A 21,283-nucleotide genomic window follows, 5' to 3' on the forward strand; every position below is an offset into this window, starting at 1 on the left:
GTTGGATCATCCGTCTCACCCACTTTTCGTGATGACTCAATTATACGTCAAAAAAAGCACAGCCACTTCAATTTTCTTGAAGTGCTGTGCTTTTTTATAGGACGGACTTTTTCAGTGGCCTCGCGCGATGCTCCGGGCTTTTGGTATATCCACTAACCGATAAAGCTGAAAATAATTTTATAGATGAGGTACGCCAGCACCATCGAAATGGGAATAGTGATGACCCAGGTCATAATCATCCGCGTAACCGTCGCCCACTTCACATCATGGAAGCGGAGGACAGAGCCCGTACCGATGATGGAGGAGGAGATGACGTGAGTCGTGGAGAGAGGCATCCCCATGTGAGTCGATACCTGGATGATGATGGATGAGTTCAAGTCGGAAGCGAACCCGTTCACCGGTTCAATCTTCAGAAGCTTTTTGCTCATCGTCTTGATAATCCGCCAGCCGCCGATTGAAGTACCGAGACCCATGGCCGTCGCAGCGGAAAGCTTCACCCACATGGGGACATCCAGCGATTCCTGGTAGCCCATGGATACCAAAGCGAAGACGATAATCCCCATAGCTTTCTGGGCATCGTTACCGCCATGCGAGAAGGAGAGCAGTGCGGCCGAGATGACCTGGAAGCTGCGAAATGTGCGGTTAAGCTTCGTCCGGGAGCTGTTCCCGCTGACCACGATAATCTGCCGGATAATCCACATGATGATAAATCCGGTAGCAAAAGCGATGATCGGTGATAACACGAGGATAATCACGATGCTTTTGAAGCCGGCCCAGTTCAGGGCTCCTGCTCCCGCACCGGCGATAACCGCTCCAGCAAGCGATCCGATCAAGGTATGGGAAGAAGAAGAAGGGATGCCATAGTACCACGTGAGCAGGTTCCAAATGATCGCTGAGATAAGTGCCGCTATAACAATATTCATGCCGTTCGCGATCGTAGCCGGGTTGGCTACCGACCCGCCGACGGTCTTCGCGACCTCGGAAGAGAATATCGCCCCGATGAAGTTCAGAGTTGCTGCTCCGATGACGGCGACCCGCGGCGACAGTGCACGGGTGGAGATGGACGTGGCGATGGCATTGGCCGTATCGTGAAAACCGTTGATAAAGTCAAAGAGCAGGGCCAGTGCTACAATGACGATGATTGTCGTTAACATGGGTTCCTCCTAAAGCTGCCGTAGAATCAATTGTACATGGTGGAGTAGGAACGGCTGCGTTAGGAGTAACGCAGAACTACGCTATCCAAAATATCGGCTACGTCCTCACAAGCATCCGTAGTCTGCTCGAGTCTCTCGTACAGCTCCTTGAGCTTGAAGTCGTGGTATGGGTCTTTCGGATTCATGAAAATTTCGCGGATGCCTTCGCGCATGAGGCGGTCGGCTTCATTCTCCAGCGAATTGATTTGAACCGTGTGATCGGTGAGCTGCGTGTACTTCTTCTTGGAGAGCAGCTTGAATGCATCCAGGATATGCTGACAGCTCGCAACAATAACTGCGGAGAATTCCTTCATATAATTATCGGAAACCGTAATGTTCAGGTAATCAAATCGGGCGATCGTGGCTTCAATGCCGTCCAGCACATCGTCCAGCTTCGTTGCCAGAATCATGATGTCCTCGCGGTCCAGAGGCGTAATGAACACTTTATTGAGCCCTTTGTAGATTTGGTGTGTGATTTGGTCCCCTTTATGCTCCAGATCTTTAAGCTGCGGATAGAAAGTTGCCGGTGGCTCGGTACCCATAACGGCATCGCGGAATTTCTGCGCAGCATCCAGAGTGTTTTCCGACGCTTTGATTAGAAGCAGCAAAAAGTCGGTATCATTTTTTTTAGCAAAAAGCATTGTTTTGGCCTCCCAAGATTGTGAAAGATTGTGAAATTTACAAAAAAATTATAGAATTTTCGGGTTTTATGTAGGAAATTAGCCCAAATTCACACAAAATTAAAAATAACATACTCATGTAACGATTTGCAATCTTAGTTTGTCCTCCAGGGGGACTTCTCATTAAAGTAATGAGTAATGTCATAGGTAGTCAACTCTCTTCAAGGCCTGGCCGTAAGCTTGATTTCCGTTCCTCTAAGATGTACAGTAAATTTATAGCGATTGAGGTAGCGAGAGGAGTTTTCAAGTGAAAAAAACGAGAATCGACAACGGAATCTTCATTACCATGGACGAAGGAAATCCGGTGGTTCACGGCACGATGATTATTGAGGGAAACCGGATTGCATACATAGGTGGAGCACCGGAAGGGGAATTCGGCGAAACGGAAGAGCGCATCGACGGGAAGGGCAAGGTATTCCTCCCCGGCTTCGTCAATACGCATAGTCACGCGGCGATGTCCCTGCTGCGCGGCTATGGGGACGATATGGCTCTGCAGCTGTGGCTTCAGGAGAAGATGTGGCCGATGGAGGCGAAGTTCACCGCAGGCGACGTACGCAGCGGCACCCTGCTATCGATCCTCGAAATGGTGAAGGGCGGAACCACGACGTTCGTTGATATGTACGACCATATGAATGAAGTGGCAAAAGCAGTACAGGAGAGCGGTCTCCGGGCTTGTCTTACCCGCGGCGTTATCGGGTTGTGCCCCCGCGACGTACAGGATGCGAAGCTGGAGGAAGCGGTACGGTTTGCCAAGGATTGGCATCAAGGGGCAGACGGTCGGATTACCGCGATGATGTCCCCGCATGCGCCGTATACCTGTCCGCCGGATTATATCGAGCGGATCGTTGCCGCTGCCCATGATCTTGACCTGCCGATACATACGCATATGTCCGAAACTGCGCGCGAAGTACAGGAGAATGTCGATCAGTACGGCGCTCGGCCGGTGGCCCATCTGGAGAAGCTCGGCGTATTCACGCGGCCGACGTTATTGGCCCACGGCGTCCATCTCACGGATGAAGAGATAGGTACTCTGAAGCAGTACGATGTTCGTGTCTCCCATAATCCGAACAGCAACTTGAAGCTGGCCAGCGGCGTAGCCCGGGTGCCGGAGTTGATGAAAGCGGGTGTCCTGGTCTCCTTGGGAACAGACGGGGCGGCAAGCAACAACAACCTGGATATGCTGGAGGAGATCCGACTCGCTGCGCTGATTCATAAGGGCGTGTCCGGTGATCCGGTTGCCGTACCGGCCTGGGATGCTCTGAAGCTGGGGACGGCCGACGGTGCCCGCTCCATTTGGCTGGAGGACGTTGGCGTGCTGAAGGAGGGCTGCAAGGCTGATTTCATTGCCATGGATATCGATCAGCCGCATTTCTTCCCGCGCACCAATCTCGTATCCCATGTAGTATATTCGGCTTCCTCCAGGGATGTAACCGACGTGTGCATCGACGGGAAGTGGATTGTGCGCAACAGGGAGTGTCTGACGCTCGACGAAGAGAAAATTATGCATGAAGCCCAGGCTTGCTTTGAACGGTTGACCTCAGGGTAGCTGAACGAAGGGTCTGGATGAAGGGAGTACGCGATGCGTAAACGGTGGAAAGGGCTTCTTTTGGCCGGAGCTGCCGTCATCGCCGCATTCGTGGGAGGAAGCTTGGTCTTTCAATCGGTGATGGATCCGGTATGGTCGCAGCAGCGGGAGGCGGTAAAGGCCGCCTACGAGAAGACCGTACTCGCCAAAGCGAATAAGGTGGAGCAGTTCGTAGGGGAAGAAACCTATACGGTCATTAAGGGAGAAGACAAGATCGGACAAGGGATATATGTTTTCGTGACGGGGGATAAATTCCGTACAGAGACTGCACCGGCCTCTATGAATGAAGAGACAGCCGCGGCGAAGGTAACGGCCAGGTTACCCGAAGCCGAGGTGCTGAGGGTTATGCCAGGCATTCAAAACGGGGTCCCAGTATGGGAAGTCTTCTATAAAGTGAAAGCCGACAAGAAGCCGGAGCAGCACTTCTACGAATATTTTACGTTTGCGGATGGACAACCGATCGATACGTGGAATTTGACGCTTCGCTAGATGAATAATAGACAAGATAGCAGCAAGGGAGTCCGGAATCGGCCGCGACAGCTTCTGCACACAACAGACCAAAAGCCGCGACGGACGACGCTGAACAGCCTCTCATCGCGGCTTTCTGCCTATTCATAAAGAAAAATTTAGGAATTTCACGGATTTTCCACACATTACATCGCCAATCGTATATATCTTGTGATATACTCTCTGTATGCCTAAGACGATATATTCTACGAAAGGGGGACGCTAGCTCATGAAGTTACGTCTCTTACCAGTCATTCTTAGTGTCCTTGTGTCGGCGTCGTTGTTGTTCGGCGGATATTTTGCATATCAGAGCTTTGCGATGGAGAGTCCGCTTCAGAAGACGGTATCGGGTATCAAAGGCGTCCAGTTGGTGTCAATGGAGCTTGGATCTACGGAGGCGACGATGGAGATTACACTCGACAAAGGTACCTCGCTGCGCGAAGTATATCACCAGATTCAAAATCAAGGCGGTACGGCACTGGCCCGTAAAGATCTGAAACTGAAAGTGACCAATCCGGGATCTCCCCGTTTGGAGCAGTGGTGGTCTTCCGCTCTGTTCGATATAGCTCAAGCCATGGAAACGAAGCAGTATGCACAAATCCCTGCCACATTGAAAGAGAAAGCCGCACAAGACGCACAAGCTGGAGGTGCCATTACAACCTCCACCGAGATGGACGAGCGTTATGTGTACATCACGCTGACCGACGGTGAAGCCAGCAAGTACATCATGCTGCCTCGTACAGCTGCCAAAATGGGGGTGTGGCCTAATGAGTAAATATGGCAAAGAGATTCTGATCGGGTTTGTTCCGGTACTCATCGTATTCTTATTCTTTCTTAATGTGAACGTGGTGCCGATTATCTTCATGTCGGTCATTCTTGGAACGTTCCTGTATATGGCCCGTGCCCGCAACGGGATGGGAGTAGGAACAACGGAACGCAAAACGCGCGCCCAAGCGCCGAAGCCTATGTCCTTCGACGATATCGGCGGGCAGGACCGCGCAAAGCGCGAATTGAAAGAAGCGCTCGACTTCTTGATCCGTGCCGAAGACATCCAGCGCCTCGGTATCCGTCCGCTCAAGGGCATCCTGCTGACAGGCCCTCCGGGAACAGGCAAAACGCTCATGGCCAAAGCATCCGCTCATTACACGAACTCCATCTTTCTCGCGGCTTCAGGCAGTGAGTTTGTAGAGATGTATGTAGGCGTGGGCGCAAGCCGGATCCGCGATCTTTTCAAAGAAGCACGCACCCGTGCAGCCAAAGAAAACAAGGACAGCGCCATTATTTTTATCGATGAAATTGACGTGATCGGCGGAAAGCGCGACGGCGGCCAGCATAAAGAGTACGACCAAACGCTGAACCAGCTGCTGACGGAGCTCGACGGTATCCATACGTCCGATGCTCCGCGGATCCTGATTATGGGAGCGACCAACCGTAAGGAGATGCTCGACAGCGCCCTGCTTCGTCCAGGCCGGTTCGACCGTCACATCGAAGTGGATCTTCCGGACAAAAAGGGCCGTCTCCATATATTAAACATCCACGCGAAAAACAAACCACTTGCCGACAATGTAAATTTGGAAACCATCGCGCAGGAAACATTCCACTTCTCCGGCGCCCAGCTCGAGAGCCTGATGAACGAAGCGGCAATCTATGCGATGCGTGAAGAATCGGAAGTGATCGGACAGCAGCATCTCTCGCTGGCCGTCGATAAGGTCATGCTCGGCGAGAAGACGGACCGCGAATCAACGAAAGAAGAGCGCGAGCGTGTGGCTATGCACGAACTTGGACATGCTATTGCAGCCGAGCTCGTCCGACCGGGCTCTGTATCGCAGGTATCGCTGAGTCCCCGGGGGAAGGCGCTGGGCTTTGTACGGCACAATCCGCAGGCTGACCAGTACCTGTATACGAAAGAGCATATCGAGAAGCAAATCATCGTCGCGCTCGCCGGCTCCGTAGCCGAAGAGATGTTCTACGGAGGCCGCAGCACCGGGTCGCGCAATGACTTCGAGCAGGCACTGAACATGGTCCGTACAATGATGGATTCCGGCTTGACCAGACTCGGCATTATCGACCGCGACATGGTAACCAAGGAAGAGCTGATGAAGGAGAATGCAGCCATTCTGGATGAGCTGACAGCGACTACCCGCACGATGCTGGAGCGCCACCGCAATGTCTTCGAACAGTCCCTGGATATTCTGATTGCCGAAGAAGTGCTCTCGGGTGACCAGTTCCGCAATCTGTTGATGGTATCCGTCACGCCACAAATCGCTTAATATTCACGTATCCCTTCTATAGAGGAAGCTGCAGGCCGCCAGCCTGCGGCTTTTTGCGTTTTTATCCTTGAATCCGCCCAAAGACAGGGAATTTTGAAGATTGTGCAACTTTTTTGGTGTTTGGTAGTCTAATATAATGGTAGATTTCGCCACATATACCCTTCGTTCTGCCGGAGGCGTCAGCATCATCCGGCATTCTACATAGGCATGATCAAATTACAGGAAATAAGAGGTGCATAATGAAGGCTTTAACTGCGTGGTTCACTCTGTTGATCCTGTCGCTCTTGATGCTGCCGGCGATGGCCGGCGCGGCGGCTCCCGCCATTCAGTTGTTCATGAACGGAGCGGCACTGCAGCCCGAGGTGGCTCCCCGCATTGTGAACGAAAGCACGATCGTGCCGATCCGGATCATAGCCGAATCGCTTGGATCCAAAGTGGCATGGAACGAGAAGAGCCGCAAAGTAACGCTGACGAAGGACGGTACAACGATCGAGCTCGTCATTGACAAGAAGGCCGCGTCAGTGAACGGGAAGGCATTTGCGCTGGAAGCGGCTCCCGTGATCGTTGATGGCAGTACGATGCTGCCGATCCGGTTCGTCAGCGAGCAGTTCGGGATCGAGGTCAAGTGGGACAACCTCTCAAGGTCCGTGTTCCTGACAAAGCCTGCGGATCCGCCGAAAACCGAGACAGCCGGGGGACAAGCACCGAAGGATCCGCAGAAAGAAACACAAGGAGAAGTACAGGAAGATACACAAAAAGAAAATCCGTCTGCAGGAAAAGATGCGGACATCCCTGCAGGAGAGTCTACCGCCGGCGAAGCCGTAAAAGCGGGAGATTCGCCAAGTTCTTCCAAGGGCGGAGAAGGCGGACAATCCGCGGGGCCGAACAAGGAACAGGGCAGTCAGCCGGCGGAGCAGGTCAAAGAGCCGGGCGGGAAGATCTCAGTCCCGCAGCCGGGATCCTCAGGGGCCTTGAAGCCCGGCGCCCCCCTTGTACCGACAAAGGAGAACGGGCAGAATGCTTCTGCTGAGACGGAAGGTGGAGCAGTAACCGGCGAAGGGACAGTGAATCCGGAAGACGCGCAGTCCACAGGGGAGAAGGAAGCCTCCGGCGAGATTGCTACCATACAGTCCATTACCTTGGCGGGGGAAACCCTCAGCATTCAAAGCGACGGCGGAGAAGTGAAGCCGGGCGTGTTCCGGCTTGCGAATCCCGAACGTCTGATCGTTGATCTTCCCGGAGCGGTCCTGGGCGATTCGCTGACGGCGAACCTGAAGGGGCTGAAGGAAGGCAAACTGCCCCTGTCGGGCGGTACGGTGACCGGAGTTCGCTATTCGCTATTTTCAAAAGAGGATTCTATCGTTAGAATAGTAATAGATTTGTCCCAGCGCTCCGACCTGAGTCTCGGCAAGGGGAGCAAGCCGGGGGAAATCACCGGCAAGATCGTGCCGGGCAAAACACGGTTCCGTGTGGTGATCGACGCGGGTCACGGCGGCAAAGACAGCGGCGCCATCTCCCTCCTGAAACGCAAGGAAAAGGATTATGTGCTTCAACAGGCGCGAAAAACGGCGGACCTGCTTAAAACCGATTCCAGATTCGATGTAGTCATGACGCGCTCGGATGATACCTTCATCGAACTCGGCGGCCGGACCGATCTGGCGAATGCGGCACAGGCGGATTTGTTCGTATCGATCCATGCCAATACGGCTGGCAAGGAGAGCATCCGGGGAACCGAGACGTACTATTATACGGAGCAGAGCCGGGATTTTGCAGGAATTATGCATAAGCATTTGCTGGGGGCGACCGGTTTTCCGGACCGTAAAGTGAAACAGGAGCGGTTCTATGTCATCCGGAATACACGCATGCCTTCCGTCCTGCTCGAAGTGGGCTTTCTATCGAACGCGGCGGATGAGGGGCAGCTCTATCAGGACGAGTTCCAAAACCGGGTTGCCGCGTCCATCGCTGCTGCCATCAAGGAGCAGTTGAATCTCGACTAAGGAGTGGGTAACGATGCAACAATCATGGCTGAAAGGCACGGCAGCGGCAGCGATAGCTGTACTCCTGGTCGCGGGCTGCGGCCAGAAGGCTCCGCTTGCGGGAGCGCCTGCGGCGCCACCGGCAACTTCCGCCCCCTCTACGGCGCCGTCAGTGGACACGGATAAGGAGCACGCAACGGCTCCGGCCAAGGAAACGCCGGCGGCACCTAAGCCCGAGGAGAAGGTGCTGGCGGTCAAAGCTTACTATAGTGATGCCAAGCTCGAAAAGCTGGTGGAGAAAAGCGTCAAAGTAACTTATAAAACGGACAAAGAGAAGTATATCGCGGTGCTGAACAGCCTGAAGAAGGCACCGGATGCCGAAAGTCTGACCTTGTTCAAGGGATTCACCTTCAAACAAGCCGAGCTGAAAGAAGGGCTCCTGACGGTCGACCTCTCGATGACCGAGGAAAGCAGACTGGGATCGGGCGGAGAAGAGATGCTGCTGCAGTCGCTGCAGAAGACCTTGTTCCAATTCGAGGAAGTGAAGAGCATCGAGGTGCTGCTGGACGGCAAGCAGACGGATTCCCTCATGGGGCATATGGAGCTTGATCACCCGATTCAGCGGCAGTAACACCATACTTAAGCGGCATTAGACTGAGAGGAGCCATACACGATGAGCAAGAAACATAACCAAGCGCGCAGGCTGGCAGCCGCCGTACTGGCTTTAACGCTGGCGGTGGGCAGTCCGGCTTACGCTGCGGAAACTTCCGAAGGGGGAAGCACCGCGGCTGCAGCCGATACGGCCTCTCAGCGGTTCTCGGACGTGAACGCCCAGCATTGGGCGATCAAACATATCACCAAACTAGCATCACTTGGCATCATTGAAGGGTACGAACGCAAGGAATTCCGTCCGGAAAACTCCGTTACCCAGCAGGAAGTCGTCGTTATGGCGCTTCGCATGATGGGACTCGAATCCGAGGTGCAGAAGAATAAAGCGGAGACCGTGCTTCCCGTAACTGTAAGCGACTATGCGAAGCCATACATCGCTTACGCATTCGATAAGGGCTTGATTACGCCGGCGGAGGAAGCGGAAGCCGCCTCCTCCAAAGTAGCTTGGGGAACGAAGGAAGCGAGCCGCGAGTGGGTGGCCAAGCTGGTAATCCGGGCGATCGGCAAAGACTCGCTTGCGAGCGATCTCAAGAACGAGAATTCCTCCTTCACAGATTCGAAGGACAATTCAGAATGGGCTGACGGCTATATTAACGCAGCCGTCTCCCTGAAGATTGTGCAAGGGTTCGAAGACGGCGGCTTCAAGCCGCAAGGCAAAGTGACCCGGGCCCAGATGGCCACCTTCCTGAGCCGGGCGGACAAAGAAATGACAAGCCGTCCCCAAAATATCGTCACCGGTTATGTGCTTGAACTCACCGACCGCAAGCTGAAGCTCCTGAATGCAAACGAAGAGACGGTCGAGTACACCTTGTCTTCGGATACGGCCGTCTACAGCGGCAAAGATGACAGCCGGATTCCTTTGTCCAATATCAAGCTGACCAATGAAGTGTATCTTGTTGTGAAAGGCAATGCGGCTGCCTATCTCGAACTGACGAACGAAGAACAGAAGCTGGAGACCTTCGAGGGGACACTGAGTAAGATGTACCTCGATCAGATGATGGTTTCCCTGCAGCAGGGCAACCAGGATACGCTCTATAAACTGTCCGCGAAGGTCACGGTAACGGATAAAGAAGGCCGCGGGCTCAGTCTTAGCTCGGTCGTGCCGGGAACGATCGTCGAGCTCAAACGCAACACGCTGCTCAAGGAAGAGAACATCTCCCTCATCGTGGTGAAGCAGCTTCCGATCAGTAAGACCGCAGAAGGCACCATCCTCAGCATCGAACAGGATAAGGGCCAAATCTCGTTCCAGGAGAGCGCGTCCGGCCTCCCGGAATCGTACGGGATATCGCTGCAGACGGCAGTCAAGACAGCCGAGGGCACGGCTTCGGATATCACGAAGCTGCGGGTAGGCGACAATGTGACCTATGAGATCAAGGACAACACGTTGCAGAACATAACGATCCGTAAGCAAGCGGACTTTGGGCAGAGCGTCACGGCAACGATGACCAGTCTCAACGAGGACAAGACGATTCTGACCGTGAGTAAGAGCGGGGAAGCGGGACTTGGGGCTTACTATGTCGCCTCTAATGCAACCGTGACGATTGACGGGCTTCAGAACGCTTCCTTGTATGATCTCGAAGCCGGAGACGCACTGAAGATCGAGCTGCTGAACGATAAAGTCGTCAACATCACCGTGACTTCGCGTTCCATCAAGCAGTATATATATGCGAGCGTTGTCGGATACGACGCCGACACGAAGATCGTGACGATCAATTCCGAGAATGGGGTCGGCGCGTTCAAGCTGACCGAGAATACGTCGATCCGCTACCAGGGTTCGAAGACGGACCTGACCAATTTCCAAACCATATTCATCGGAAGCTCGACAGGCACCAATGCACGCAAAACAAGAGTGGATCTCAAAGTATCGAAGGATAAGGTCGTCCAGATTGAGAATACGCAGTATGTGGACGGAACGATCGCCCAATTGACAAACAACAGCAACATTGCGAACGATCTGACGATCAAGACGCCCGGAGGGCAAAGCTTGACGTTCAAGGTGAACAACGGAACGCCTGTAGAGGTCGAAGGCAAAACGGCCGCGACGCTTGCCGACCTGAAGGTGGGGGATGCCGTCCGGGTAACACCGACGTTCGCCCAGGATTATGTAACGAAGATCACCACCGTCAAATCAGGGGTCTATAAGGTGCTGCTCACGAACGCCAGTACCCGGGAAGTTCAGGCCAAAGATGCTGCCGGCAAAACGGTCAAGTTCACAGTCGAGAATGATGACAAGATCTACAACCCGGGACAGTCCTCTCATGCATTCAACATGATCGGGATCGACGAGTATATTACCGCTACCATCACCGGTACCAAAGTGGATAGTGTTACGATCCAGAACGCCCAGCGGGGCAAAGTCAACGGTGTGGATACCGCAGCAGGCACGGTTACGCTGCAGACCTTGGGCGGTGCGGTTCAGGTGGTGAACGTCGGTTCGGGAGCCGCCGTAAAACAGGGGGCGGCCGTCACCGGCACGCTCAGCACAGTGAAGCCGAACGACCGGGTCGAGATTCGCAAGGATGAGACAGGCAAGTATGTCATTGAGATTGCGTCCGTATCCAAGCGCACCGTCAACAACTATGACAGCACCTTGAAGCAGATGATGTTCAAAGCCGGAACGAATAACGAGAAGACGAATTACAATCTGTTCACTAAGGCTTACCTGCACAAGGGAACCGAGACGCTGGCTCCCGGCGCTTTTGTCAACAACGAAGAAGTAAACTTATATATTATCGATGACAAAATCTATGAGCTCGAAAAGCTGTAATTAACAGCCGGAATTATAAATCTTGCGCCGATTTGAAACTTTTTCAGCCGGGAATCGTCTGTGTAGAAGGAGGCAGCTCCGAAGCACGGGCGGTTTCTTTTTTTGAGGGCCGTTTCTGGCTTAAAAAGTTCTCTTCGAAAAATAAAAAATCGTTTTTCGTAAAAAGTTCGCATTTTGTCGGCATTAGTCATTGATTACCATGAAGCGATTCGGTAAACTGAAAGAAACAAACGGAAGACAGGAGAGGGAACGATGAATCAAACTCAAGCCAGAGTCATTCTTGACACCATCGCCGACATGTTCCCTGACGCCCACTGCGAGCTGAACCACTCCAACCCGTTTGAGCTTACGATTGCCGTTCTGCTGTCCGCTCAGTGTACGGACGAAACGGTGAATAAGGTGACCGCTACGTTATTCAGCAAATACCGGAAACCGGAGGATTACCTGGCTGTTCCTCTCGAGGAATTGGAGCAGGATATCCGAAGGATTGGGCTGTACCGCAACAAGGCGAAGAACATTCAGGCGCTGTGCGCTATCTTGTTGGACAAGTACCATGGAGAGGTGCCCCAAGAGCATGAGAAGCTCGTTGAGCTTCCCGGCGTAGGACGCAAGACTGCGAATGTCGTCGTGTCGAACGCATTCGGCGTGCCGGCCATCGCCGTGGATACGCACGTAGAGCGTGTGTCCAAGCGTCTTGGCTTCGCGGCAGCGAAGGATTCCGTGTTAGAAGTGGAGAAGAAGCTGATGAAGCGGGTTCCCAGGGAAGAGTGGACGGATACGCATCACCGACTCATCTTTTTTGGGCGCTATCACTGCAAAGCACAGAACCCGAAGTGCGGGGAGTGCCCTCTGCTGGAGAATTGCCGCGAAGGAAAAAAACGTATGAAAACGAACCCGAGTAGGAAACCTATACCAAAGGTGAAACAAAGCAAAACGGCGACAGTTTAGAAACAGAAAGGACAGGGTAGCAATGAAATGTATTTCCGTGTACACCAATGATTTTGAGGTATTCTCCGACATTTACGAGAAAGTGCTCGAGACGCCTCTGCAGGAGAATGAAGAGAAGCTGGTTGAAGGCATTACGGTATCGGAGTCGGGCAGCGTGCCTGAGAACTACCTGGTGCGGATGAAGCAGCGTCCCGAAGTGGTTGTCATGAAAGTGAAAGACCGCGACATTACGATCCTCCAACATCGCGATGTGTTCGAAATCTTTATCCCGGAAACGGAAACTGTGGTACACTAAAACCGAAGCGATTCGGTTTTTTCTTTTGCCTACAAGTTCTTCTGGCTGGGCCGGGGCTGGTAAGCCAAAGAAAAAGACCGAACTGCCCGGGCGGAACAGCTTCGGACCCAGGTGGTTCCAAAGCTATAAGCCTAAGATAAAGAATCAAACTGGGAAGCACAATACAGAGACTAGGCAGGGGCAGGAGAGACGCATGACGACTGGAAGAACGGCGGGGGATACCGCCTTGAAAGAAAAAAAGGAAGAGGTAAGAACCTACGGGGAAAAAGCAATGGCAGGCGATCCGGCCATGTATGATGCGGTAAAAGGGCTGCTCAGCCAAGTCGAGCACGCAGGGGATGCAGAGAACGCGCGCAAACTGAAGCAGCTCATCGCCAAGGCGGAGAGCGGGCGGCTCTATTTGGCGTTCTGCGGCCATTTCTCCGCAGGCAAATCGAGCTTGATCAATAGGCTCTGCGGCCATCCGCTGCTGCCTTCTTCGCCGATCCCGACAAGTGCGAATATTGTCTCGATCGTGTCAGGAGAAGAAGGAGCCCGGGTCATCTACAGGGAACCTGCGGCGGACGGCTCGCTCCGTTCCGACCGTGTGGCGCTCGGGGAGCTGGCCGAGCACTGCCGTAACGGCGAAGGAATCGAGACCGTCGAGATATCTTATCCGATCGGGCTGCTGGGGGAGCATGCCGCACTGCTCGACACGCCGGGGATCGACTCGACGGATGACGCGCACCATCTCGCGACCGAATCGGCACTGCACCTCGCCGATGTGGTGTTTTACGTCATGGACTATAACCATGTCCAGTCGGAAATTAATTTGGGCTTCACCAAAAAGATGACGGAGTGGGGCAAGCCGCTGTATCTCATTGTCAATATGGTCGACAAGCACCGCGAGCAGGAAGTGTCCATCGATGCTTACCGCAGCGGCGTCCGTGAGGCCTTCGCTTCTTGGGGCGTCCGGCCGGACGGGATCGTCTATACCTCGGTGAAGGCGCCGGACCATCCCGCCAGCGAGTGGAGCCGTCTCGATTGGCTGCTGAAGGAGCTGATCGCTCTCCGCGAGCCGCTCGTGAGCCTCAGCCTCGAGAAGTCCGCGCGGGCACTGGCTGCGTCCCATGCCTCGAAGAAGGCGGAGGCCAACGAGCCGGCGAAGGAAGCGATCCGCAGCCGGCTTGACGCCGAGGGTATCGACGTCGCCGCCTCGCAAGAAGAGCAGGAGCGGCTCACGGCAGCGCTGGCGAAGCTCGATAGCCTGCCTCGCGAGCTGGATGCCGCCCTCCGCAAGGACGTGACGGCGGTGCTCGACAACGCCAACATCACCCCTGCGGTGACGCGCGATCTGGCGCATGCGTATCTCGAAAGCCGCCGGCCAGGCTTCAAGGTCGGCTGGATCGGAGCCGCCGCCAAAACGCAGGCGGAGCGGGAGGCGCGGCTCGCTGCGCTGCACAAGGATTTTGCGTCGCAGCTTGAGACGCAGGTGGCCCGGCATGTGCAGCAAGCCGTGAAGGCCCGGCTGGAGGGCCAGGGACTGCCCTCGGCCCAAGTCACGGAGGCGGCGGACCGCATCACAGCGGAAGTGACGCCGGCCTGGCTGGCGGCCCAGGTCAACGAAGCCGCCTCATTCGGGGGCGAGTACACGCTGACGTACTCGCGGGGCATTGCGGCTGAGGCAAAGGCGCTCTACCGCCAGGCGGCGCTGGCTGCCGGCGAAGCGCTGCTCGCGCAGCTGGACGCCGCGCTGCACGAGCAGCGGGCCGCGCTGCGCGGGCAGCTCGCCGCGCTCGAGGCGCGCCTCGGCGGGCTGCGCGAGCTCGAAGCGCTCGCCGCGCAAGAGGCGGCCTACGGCGCCGCGCTGACCGCGCCGCTGCCGGCGGCGCCTGCGCCCGCGCTGCCTGCGCCGGCGGACGCGCCTGCGGGCGCCGCAGCCGCCGGCACGGCGCCGCAGGCCGCGGCGCCCGCTGGGCAGGCTCAAGGCGAGTCCCTCGCCTTGAGCCTGCAGCGGGCGGGCCGCGGGGCGGCGCCTGCGAGCGGTGCCGCGCTCGGCGCTGGCGAGCACCGGGCGCAGCTGCACCGGGCGGCGGAGCGCCTGCGGACGGCCGCCGGCGAGCTGGACGGCACGGCTGCGCTGGCGAGCATCCGGCGCTCGCTGCTGGACAAGGCGGAGCGCCTCGGGCAGAGCCGCTTCACGATCGCGCTGTTCGGCGCGTTCTCGGCGGGCAAGTCTTCCTTCGCCAATGCCCTGATCGGGCAGCGGGTGCTGCCGGTATCGCCGAATCCGACGACCGCGGCGATCAACAAGATCATGCCGCCAGCGCCCGAAGAAGGCTGGCCTCACGGCACAGCCAAAGTACGGATGAAGAGCCGCGACCGGCTCATCGAAGATGTGGTGTACTCGCTAGGGGTGCTTGGGATCCGGGCGGAGGGCGAGCGGGAGGCGCTGGAAGCGGTAAGCAAGCTGCAGCCGGCTCACATTCCAGGCAAAGGGAAGCCGCACTATGCGTTCCTGAAGGCGGTGGAGAAGGGCTGGTCCGACATGGGGCCGAAGCTGGGCGAGGAACTCAAGGTATCGTCTGACGAATTCGGTGCCTATGCAGCCGAAGAAGCCCGTTCCTGCTTCGTGGAGGAGATCGAGCTGTATTACGCCAACCCGCTGACGGAGCAGGGGGTGGTGCTCGTGGATACGCCGGGAGCGGATTCGATTAACGCACGCCATACCGGCGTCGCATTCGAATACATCAAGAATGCGGATGCGATTCTGTTCGTGACGTACTATAATCATGCATTCTCGCATGCCGACAGGGAGTTCCTGCTCCAGCTCGGCCGGGTGAAAGACAGCTTCGAGCTCGATAAGATGTTCTTCATCGTCAACGCTGCGGATCTCGCCTCTTCTCCGGAGGAGCTCGAAGGAGTCGTCTCGCACGTGGAGAGCAACCTGCTCCAGCACGGAATCCGGCATCCGCGGATCTATCCGCTGTCGAGCTACTATGCGCTGCAGGGCAAGCTTGCCGGTGATACGGAAGCCGTGGAGGGGACAGGGATTCTCCGCTTCGAGCGGGAATTCGTGCGCTTCACCTTCGGCGAGCTGACCGAGATGGCGGTGCGGGCCGGCGATGCGGAAGTGAAGCGGGCCGCCGACGTGCTGAGCTTCTTCATGGAGCGGTCCACGGCGGATGCGTCGGAGCGGGAGAAGGAAGCGGCAGAGCTCAGGGCATCCCTGGAGCGGTCGCTCGCCCGTCTGGATACGATCCCGCTGGAGGCAGAGCAGCGGGAGCTCACCAAAGACATTGCCGAGCTTCTCTATTATGTCAAACAGAGGACCTCATACCGGTTCGGCGAGTTCTTCAACCATGCGTTCAATCCGGCGGTTTTCCGCGATGACAGCAGGGATCCGAAGCTGATTCTAGTGTCCGCGTGGGAGGACCTGCAGCGGATGATCGTGTTCGATCTTACACAGGAAGTGCTGGCCACTACGCTGCGGATCGGAAGCAAAGTGAACGCGCTTCTGCGCGAAGCCGGACAGGCGTGGGCGGAAGAGATCCGCAGCGGCGGGATTCCCTCCTTCGAAGCGCCGGACTTCCGTGCCATGGACTTGCCGACCCCGGAGCTGACGGCGAAGCTGCAGGTGGATATTGCGGCGAAGTGGCTGGGCGGCTTCTACAAGAACGCCAAGCAGTTCTTCGAAGGCGATGGCAAAGACAAGCTCCGCAAGGAACTCGAAGGCATGCTGACAGCGCCGATGACTGCGTTTGCCGAGGCGCAGACCCAGACACTGCAGTCCGTATATGCGCAGCAGCTGCAGGACGGCGCGGCGGTGCGGGCATCGGCTATGCGGGAGGCGCTACAGGAACACGCGGAGGGCTTGCTCGAAGCACTCCAAGCGAAGGTGGATCTGCCCGGCCTGCAGGCCAAACACACCCGCCTGCTCGCGTGCCTCGAGGAAGAAAGCGGCAGGTAGTTATATAGACGCAAGGCCGTACGGACGAAACCGTACGGCTTATTTTCTGTTCGCCAGGGCAGCTGGTGGCGGATCCGCATGAATCTTCCTCATGCCGTACCCTCGGCACTTACGTGAGGGAGCTCTCTATTCTACAACGGGAGAGAGTGGATGCGAAGAACCGGCGACAGCCGTACCCTGCCCCTTCTTACGCCCGAATAAAGATGGGCCCCGGCATTCCTACGCCTTGTGGCCCTGCTTGCTTACCTGCTTTGGCTTGCCGGCGTACGATTTTGTGAAAGGGTTTACAATTGGACGATTTCGCATGATTCCGATGAAAAAGATAGGTTGGTGCAGCCAAATGAGAGGATATGAAGAAATATCTGGATTAAGTCTCGATTATGCGGGCACACCTTGTTGCCGGTGCAGGGGGATGATGCTACACTTCAACTCATAGCTGAAACGCTTCAACCGGCACGGTTTCATGGATCCCGAGCGTGTTTTTTTGTGCGTACGACCGCTTCGGAAGACCTTGGCCTTCGTGTATGTTCGGCACGTAAGCTGTGCGGCCGGAAGACGGCCGCCGTTCCAGACAGTCCACTGTATGCAGCAGGGTGTTTGACCTGCTCCGGCGTAGCGCGGACGGGGCGGGCAGACCCGGGAGAAGGAGGGTCTCCATGAATGTATTTAGACAGCTGAAGGAGTATTACTGGTCGGAACGAAGGTATCTGCTGATTTCGGTGCTGAGCCTTATGACGGCAACGGCGCTGGGGCTCGTGTATCCGAATCTGCTCCGGTACTTGATCGACGATGTAATCGGGGAAGGGCAATACGGCAAGGTGCCCCAGCTCGCCCTTGCGGTATTCGGCGTCATGGCCGTCAAGGCCGGATTCCAGTATCTGCACGGGACGACCAGCGCAAGGCTCGGCAACATGACCGCGTTCCACTTGAGGGCGGCGCTGTACAAGAAGCTGCAGTACCTGTCATTTCCTTACTACGACAAGGCGCGGACAGGGGATCTGATGTCGCGGCTGACAGCCGATCTGCAGGCGGTGCGCGATTTTGTAGGCTTCGGGTTCGTCCAGATTCTCAATGTCATCACGATGCTGCTGTTCGGCACGGTCATGATGTTCTCCATTAACGGGGAGCTCGCCCTGTATACGATGGCGACGATGCCGCTGCTCGTCTTTACGGCGATCCGCTTCGAAGGCAAGATTCATCCGGCGTTCCGTACGCTCCGCCAGTCGATGAGCACGCTGACCACCTCAGTGCAGGAGAACATTACAGGGGTGCGCACCGTCAAGTCCTTCGCGAGGGAGCCGCACGAGATCGACAAGTTCTCGCAGCGCAATGACGAGTACAAGATCAACAACATGGCTACGGCCGGCATCTGGGCCAAATATTTCCCCCTGATGGAGCTGTTCGCTAACCTGAGTGTGGTGATTCTGCTTGGGGTTGGCGGCTGGATGGTGATCCGGGGCGAACTCTCGCTAGGTGAGCTTGTCGCCTTCTTCAGTCTCATCTGGTATATCATCGGCCCGATGTGGGGAATCGGGTTCCACATCAACAACTTCACCCAGTCCAAAGCGGCGGGCGAGCGGCTGCTCGAAATTCTGCATCATTTTGTTCATGTTAAAGACAAAGAGAATGCGCTTACACTCCAAGGTGACGAAGTACAAGGACATGTGAGGTTCGAGCGCGTCAACTTCGCTTACACGGAGAATCAGCCGGCCTTGACGGACTTCAGCCTGGACGCGCCCCAAGGGAAAGTGATCGGTCTTCTCGGGGGAACAGGCTCCGGCAAGTCGACCGTCATCCAGCTGCTGCTCAGAGCGTATAACGTGAAAGATGGCCGGATCACGCTGGATGGCCGGGATATCCGCGATGTCACGCTCGAGAGCCTGCGGAATCAAACGGCGATCGTCTTCCAGGAAACCTTCCTCTTCTCTTCAACGATCCGGGGCAATATCGCCTACGGCGTGAAAGAGGTGTCGATGGAGGAGATCGTGAAGGCGGCAAAGCTGGCCAAAGCCCATGACTTCATCATGGAGCTGCCACTCGGTTACGATACGATCGTAGGCGAGCGGGGACTCGGTCTGTCGGGCGGACAGAAACAGCGGATCGCCATCGCAAGAGCGCTGCTCAAGAACCCGAAGATCCTCATTCTCGACGACGCGACGAGCGCGGTGGATATGGAAACGGAGCATGAGATCCAGCGGGGGTTCCAGGAGGTCATGAAAGGCCGGACGACCTTCATTATCGCGCACCGGATCTCGTCGCTGAAGCATGCCGACGAAATCATTGTACTCGATAAGGGACGGGTGATTCAGAGGGGCACGCATGCGCAGCTTATGGCGCAGGAAGGTCCATATCTTGATACATACCGGATCCAGTTTGCGGACGGACCGGCAGAAGAAGGGGAAGAGGCAGCCGAAATGTACACGCGTACTTCCGGGCTTCCGCAGAGCGGTACCGCTTCGGGTGTGCTTCAAAGCGAACCGCCCCCCGGGGAGACGGCAGGCAGGGAAGTCGCGGCTTCTTCCCAATCCGAAGGTAAAGGAAGGGGGGGCATCCATTGAGCAGGCAGTCCCACCGAGCAGGGCAGGACACCGGGGCGGCTACTGCGGCCGAGCAGAACGTGAACCGGTTCGTCTATCAGGATGACGAGGAACTCGATAAGGGCTTTGACTGGGTACAAGTCAAGCGCCTCAGCAAATACATGAAGCCTTACGCGAAGCAGCTCGTGCCGGTCATGCTGGTCATGATGTGCGTCGGGGGCATAACCAAGCTGCTTAATCCGCTGCTGATCGCGTATGCGATCGACCATGCCCTCACGGAGAAGAACGGCACGAAGCTGCTGTACTGCGTGCTCGGCATGCTCGGATTGTATATCATCCAATGGGCGGCGAATGCCTACCGGATCCGCTATACGAACATGATCGGCCAGCGCATCATCTACGATCTGCGGCATGACCTGTTCAGCCATATTCAGCAGCTGTCCTTCCGCTTTTTCGACAAGCGACCGGCAGGTTCGATCCTCGTCCGGATTACGAACTATGTCAATTCGCTGCAGGATCTGCTGACCAACGGGGCCGTCAACCTGATGATTGACTGTGTCCAGCTCGTCGGCATCATCGCGATCCTGCTGATCTACAACGTGAAGCTCGGCGCCGCCATCATCGTTACCGTTCCCATCATGTTCCTGATCTCCACGAAGCTGCGGGTGAAGATCCGGCGGGCTTGGCAGGTCGTATCCACGAAAACCTCGCGGATCAATGCGCATCTCAACGAGTGTATCCAAGGCATCAAAGTGACGCAGGCCTATACGCAGGAGAAGCCGAATATGGCTTTCTTCGAAGGCATGAACCAAGACAACCATAAGGCCTGGACCCGGGCATCGAATCTCAACCAGTCGTTCAACCCGATTATTGAGGTTACCGGAGCGATCGGCTACTGTATTCTGTTCTGGTTCGGGGCTTACCTGATCGGGGCCGGGGAGATTACGGTCGGGGTTCTCGTCGCCTTCGCCACCTACATCGGGCACTTCTGGGAACCGATCAACCGTCTCGGACAGATGTACTCCCAAATGCTGATTGCTATGGCTTCCTCCGAGCGGATCTTCGAATTCATCGACGAGCAGCCGAATGTCGCCGAACGCGCGGCTGCGAAGGCGCTGCCGCCGATCCGCGGCGACATTGAGCTCGAGAAGGTCGAGTTCGAATACGAACCGGGGCGCCATGCGCTCAAGGGGATCGATCTTCGGGTGAAGGCCGGCCAATCCATCGCCCTCGTAGGGCATACGGGCTCGGGCAAAAGCACGATCATCAACCTCCTCTGCCGGTTCTACGACGTGACCGCGGGCAGCATCCGCATTGACGGTACGGATATCCGCGATGTGACGATCCAAAGCCTGCGCTCGCAGGTGGGTATCGTGCTGCAGGATACGTTCATCTTCTCAGGCACGATCCGCGATAACATCCGCTTCGGGCGGCTGGACGCGAGCGACGAGGAGATCGAGGCTGCGGCCAAGGCGGTGCGGGCCCATGAGTTTATTGCCGCACTGCCGCAGGGGTACGACACTGAGGTGCAGGAGCGAGGCAATGTGCTCTCTATGGGACAGCGGCAGCTGCTGTCTTTCGCCCGGGCCCTCTTGGCCGATCCGCGCATCCTCATCCTCGATGAGGCCACCGCAAGCATCGATACGGAGACGGAGCTGAAGATTCAGGAGGCGCTGAAGACGCTGCTCGCAGGCCGCACTTCGTTCATTATCGCCCACCGGCTGTCGACGATCCGCCATGCCGACCATATTCTGGTGCTCGACCACGGACGCGTGATGGAAGAAGGCGATCATGCGGCGCTGATCCGGGAGCAGGGCATCTACCACGGTCTTATTCAAGCGCAATACCGTCTGCTGCAAGAGACGGGTTAACCGGTAAATCCAAAACAGGCTGGGAGGATGGGGTGC

Annotated in this window: 14 protein-coding genes; 12 read left to right on the forward strand and 2 right to left on the reverse strand. The window is 56.3% G+C overall.

The genetic code is table 11. The features are described 5' to 3' along the window. Positions 1 to 152 precede the first annotated feature (152 nt). Both O9H32_RS18140 and O9H32_RS18145 read right to left on the reverse strand, forming a co-directional pair. The gene (locus tag O9H32_RS18140; protein WP_269867540.1) at positions 153 to 1,154 is read right to left on the reverse strand and encodes an inorganic phosphate transporter; all 1,002 of its coding nucleotides are present in this window, start codon (positions 1,152 to 1,154) and stop codon (positions 153 to 155) included. Between the two features lie 59 nt (positions 1,155 to 1,213). After that, complete coding sequence (locus tag O9H32_RS18145; RefSeq protein ID WP_269867541.1) at positions 1,214 to 1,834, reverse strand: DUF47 domain-containing protein; 621 nt, start codon at positions 1,832 to 1,834, stop codon at positions 1,214 to 1,216. 286 nt (positions 1,835 to 2,120) lie between these two features. On the opposite strand from O9H32_RS18145, the gene O9H32_RS18150 reads away from it, so the two are divergent. The 12 genes from O9H32_RS18150 to O9H32_RS18205 all read left to right on the forward strand — a co-directional run bounded on the left by O9H32_RS18150 (position 2,121) and on the right by O9H32_RS18205 (position 21,247). Then, positions 2,121 to 3,419, forward strand: a complete 1,299-nt coding sequence (locus O9H32_RS18150; RefSeq protein ID WP_269867542.1) for an amidohydrolase — start codon at positions 2,121 to 2,123, stop codon at positions 3,417 to 3,419. Between the two features lie 33 nt (positions 3,420 to 3,452). After that, positions 3,453 to 3,947, forward strand: a complete 495-nt coding sequence (locus O9H32_RS18155) for a cell wall elongation regulator TseB-like domain-containing protein (RefSeq protein ID WP_269867543.1) — start codon at positions 3,453 to 3,455, stop codon at positions 3,945 to 3,947. A 247-nt stretch (positions 3,948 to 4,194) separates the two neighbouring features. Next, positions 4,195 to 4,740 (forward strand): hypothetical protein, encoded by a 546-nt coding sequence (locus O9H32_RS18160; protein ID WP_269867544.1) that lies wholly within the window; start codon positions 4,195 to 4,197, stop codon positions 4,738 to 4,740. Beyond that, a complete protein-coding gene (locus O9H32_RS18165) occupies positions 4,733 to 6,235 on the forward strand; it encodes an AAA family ATPase (RefSeq protein WP_269867545.1) in 1,503 nt (500 codons plus the stop codon). Before O9H32_RS18160 ends, O9H32_RS18165 begins: the two co-directional genes overlap by 8 nt. 239 nt (positions 6,236 to 6,474) lie before the next feature. Beyond that, positions 6,475 to 8,232: an N-acetylmuramoyl-L-alanine amidase gene (locus tag O9H32_RS18170; protein ID WP_269867546.1), complete on the forward strand. Its 1,758-nt coding sequence runs from the start codon at positions 6,475 to 6,477 to the stop codon at positions 8,230 to 8,232. Between the two features lie 13 nt (positions 8,233 to 8,245). Then, on the forward strand, positions 8,246 to 8,842 hold the full coding sequence (locus O9H32_RS18175; RefSeq protein ID WP_269867547.1) for a GerMN domain-containing protein: 597 nt from the start codon (positions 8,246 to 8,248) through the stop codon (positions 8,840 to 8,842). A 42-nt stretch (positions 8,843 to 8,884) separates the two neighbouring features. Next, positions 8,885 to 11,647, forward strand: a complete 2,763-nt coding sequence (locus O9H32_RS18180) for an S-layer homology domain-containing protein (RefSeq protein WP_269867548.1) — start codon at positions 8,885 to 8,887, stop codon at positions 11,645 to 11,647. Positions 11,648 to 11,899: 252 nt separating this feature from the next. Continuing rightward, positions 11,900 to 12,595: an endonuclease III gene (gene nth / locus O9H32_RS18185; RefSeq protein ID WP_269867549.1), complete on the forward strand. Its 696-nt coding sequence runs from the start codon at positions 11,900 to 11,902 to the stop codon at positions 12,593 to 12,595. A 22-nt stretch (positions 12,596 to 12,617) separates the two neighbouring features. Next, positions 12,618 to 12,890, forward strand: a complete 273-nt coding sequence (locus O9H32_RS18190; protein WP_269867550.1) for an NAD/NADP transhydrogenase alpha subunit — start codon at positions 12,618 to 12,620, stop codon at positions 12,888 to 12,890. 193 nt (positions 12,891 to 13,083) lie between these two features. Further along, the gene (locus O9H32_RS18195; protein ID WP_269867551.1) at positions 13,084 to 16,839 is read left to right on the forward strand and encodes a dynamin family protein; all 3,756 of its coding nucleotides are present in this window, start codon (positions 13,084 to 13,086) and stop codon (positions 16,837 to 16,839) included. A 656-nt stretch (positions 16,840 to 17,495) separates the two neighbouring features. Further along, the gene (locus O9H32_RS18200) at positions 17,496 to 19,397 is read left to right on the forward strand and encodes an ABC transporter ATP-binding protein (RefSeq protein ID WP_269867552.1); all 1,902 of its coding nucleotides are present in this window, start codon (positions 17,496 to 17,498) and stop codon (positions 19,395 to 19,397) included. Next, entirely contained in the window at positions 19,394 to 21,247 is a 1,854-nt protein-coding gene (locus tag O9H32_RS18205; RefSeq protein WP_406627343.1) for an ABC transporter ATP-binding protein, read from the forward strand. The genes O9H32_RS18200 and O9H32_RS18205 overlap by 4 nt, the downstream gene beginning before the upstream one ends. Positions 21,248 to 21,283 lie beyond the last annotated feature (36 nt).

Source organism: Paenibacillus caseinilyticus (genome assembly GCF_027533645.1).
GTDB classification, from domain to species: Bacteria; Bacillota; Bacilli; order Paenibacillales; family NBRC-103111; genus Paenibacillus_G; species Paenibacillus_G caseinilyticus.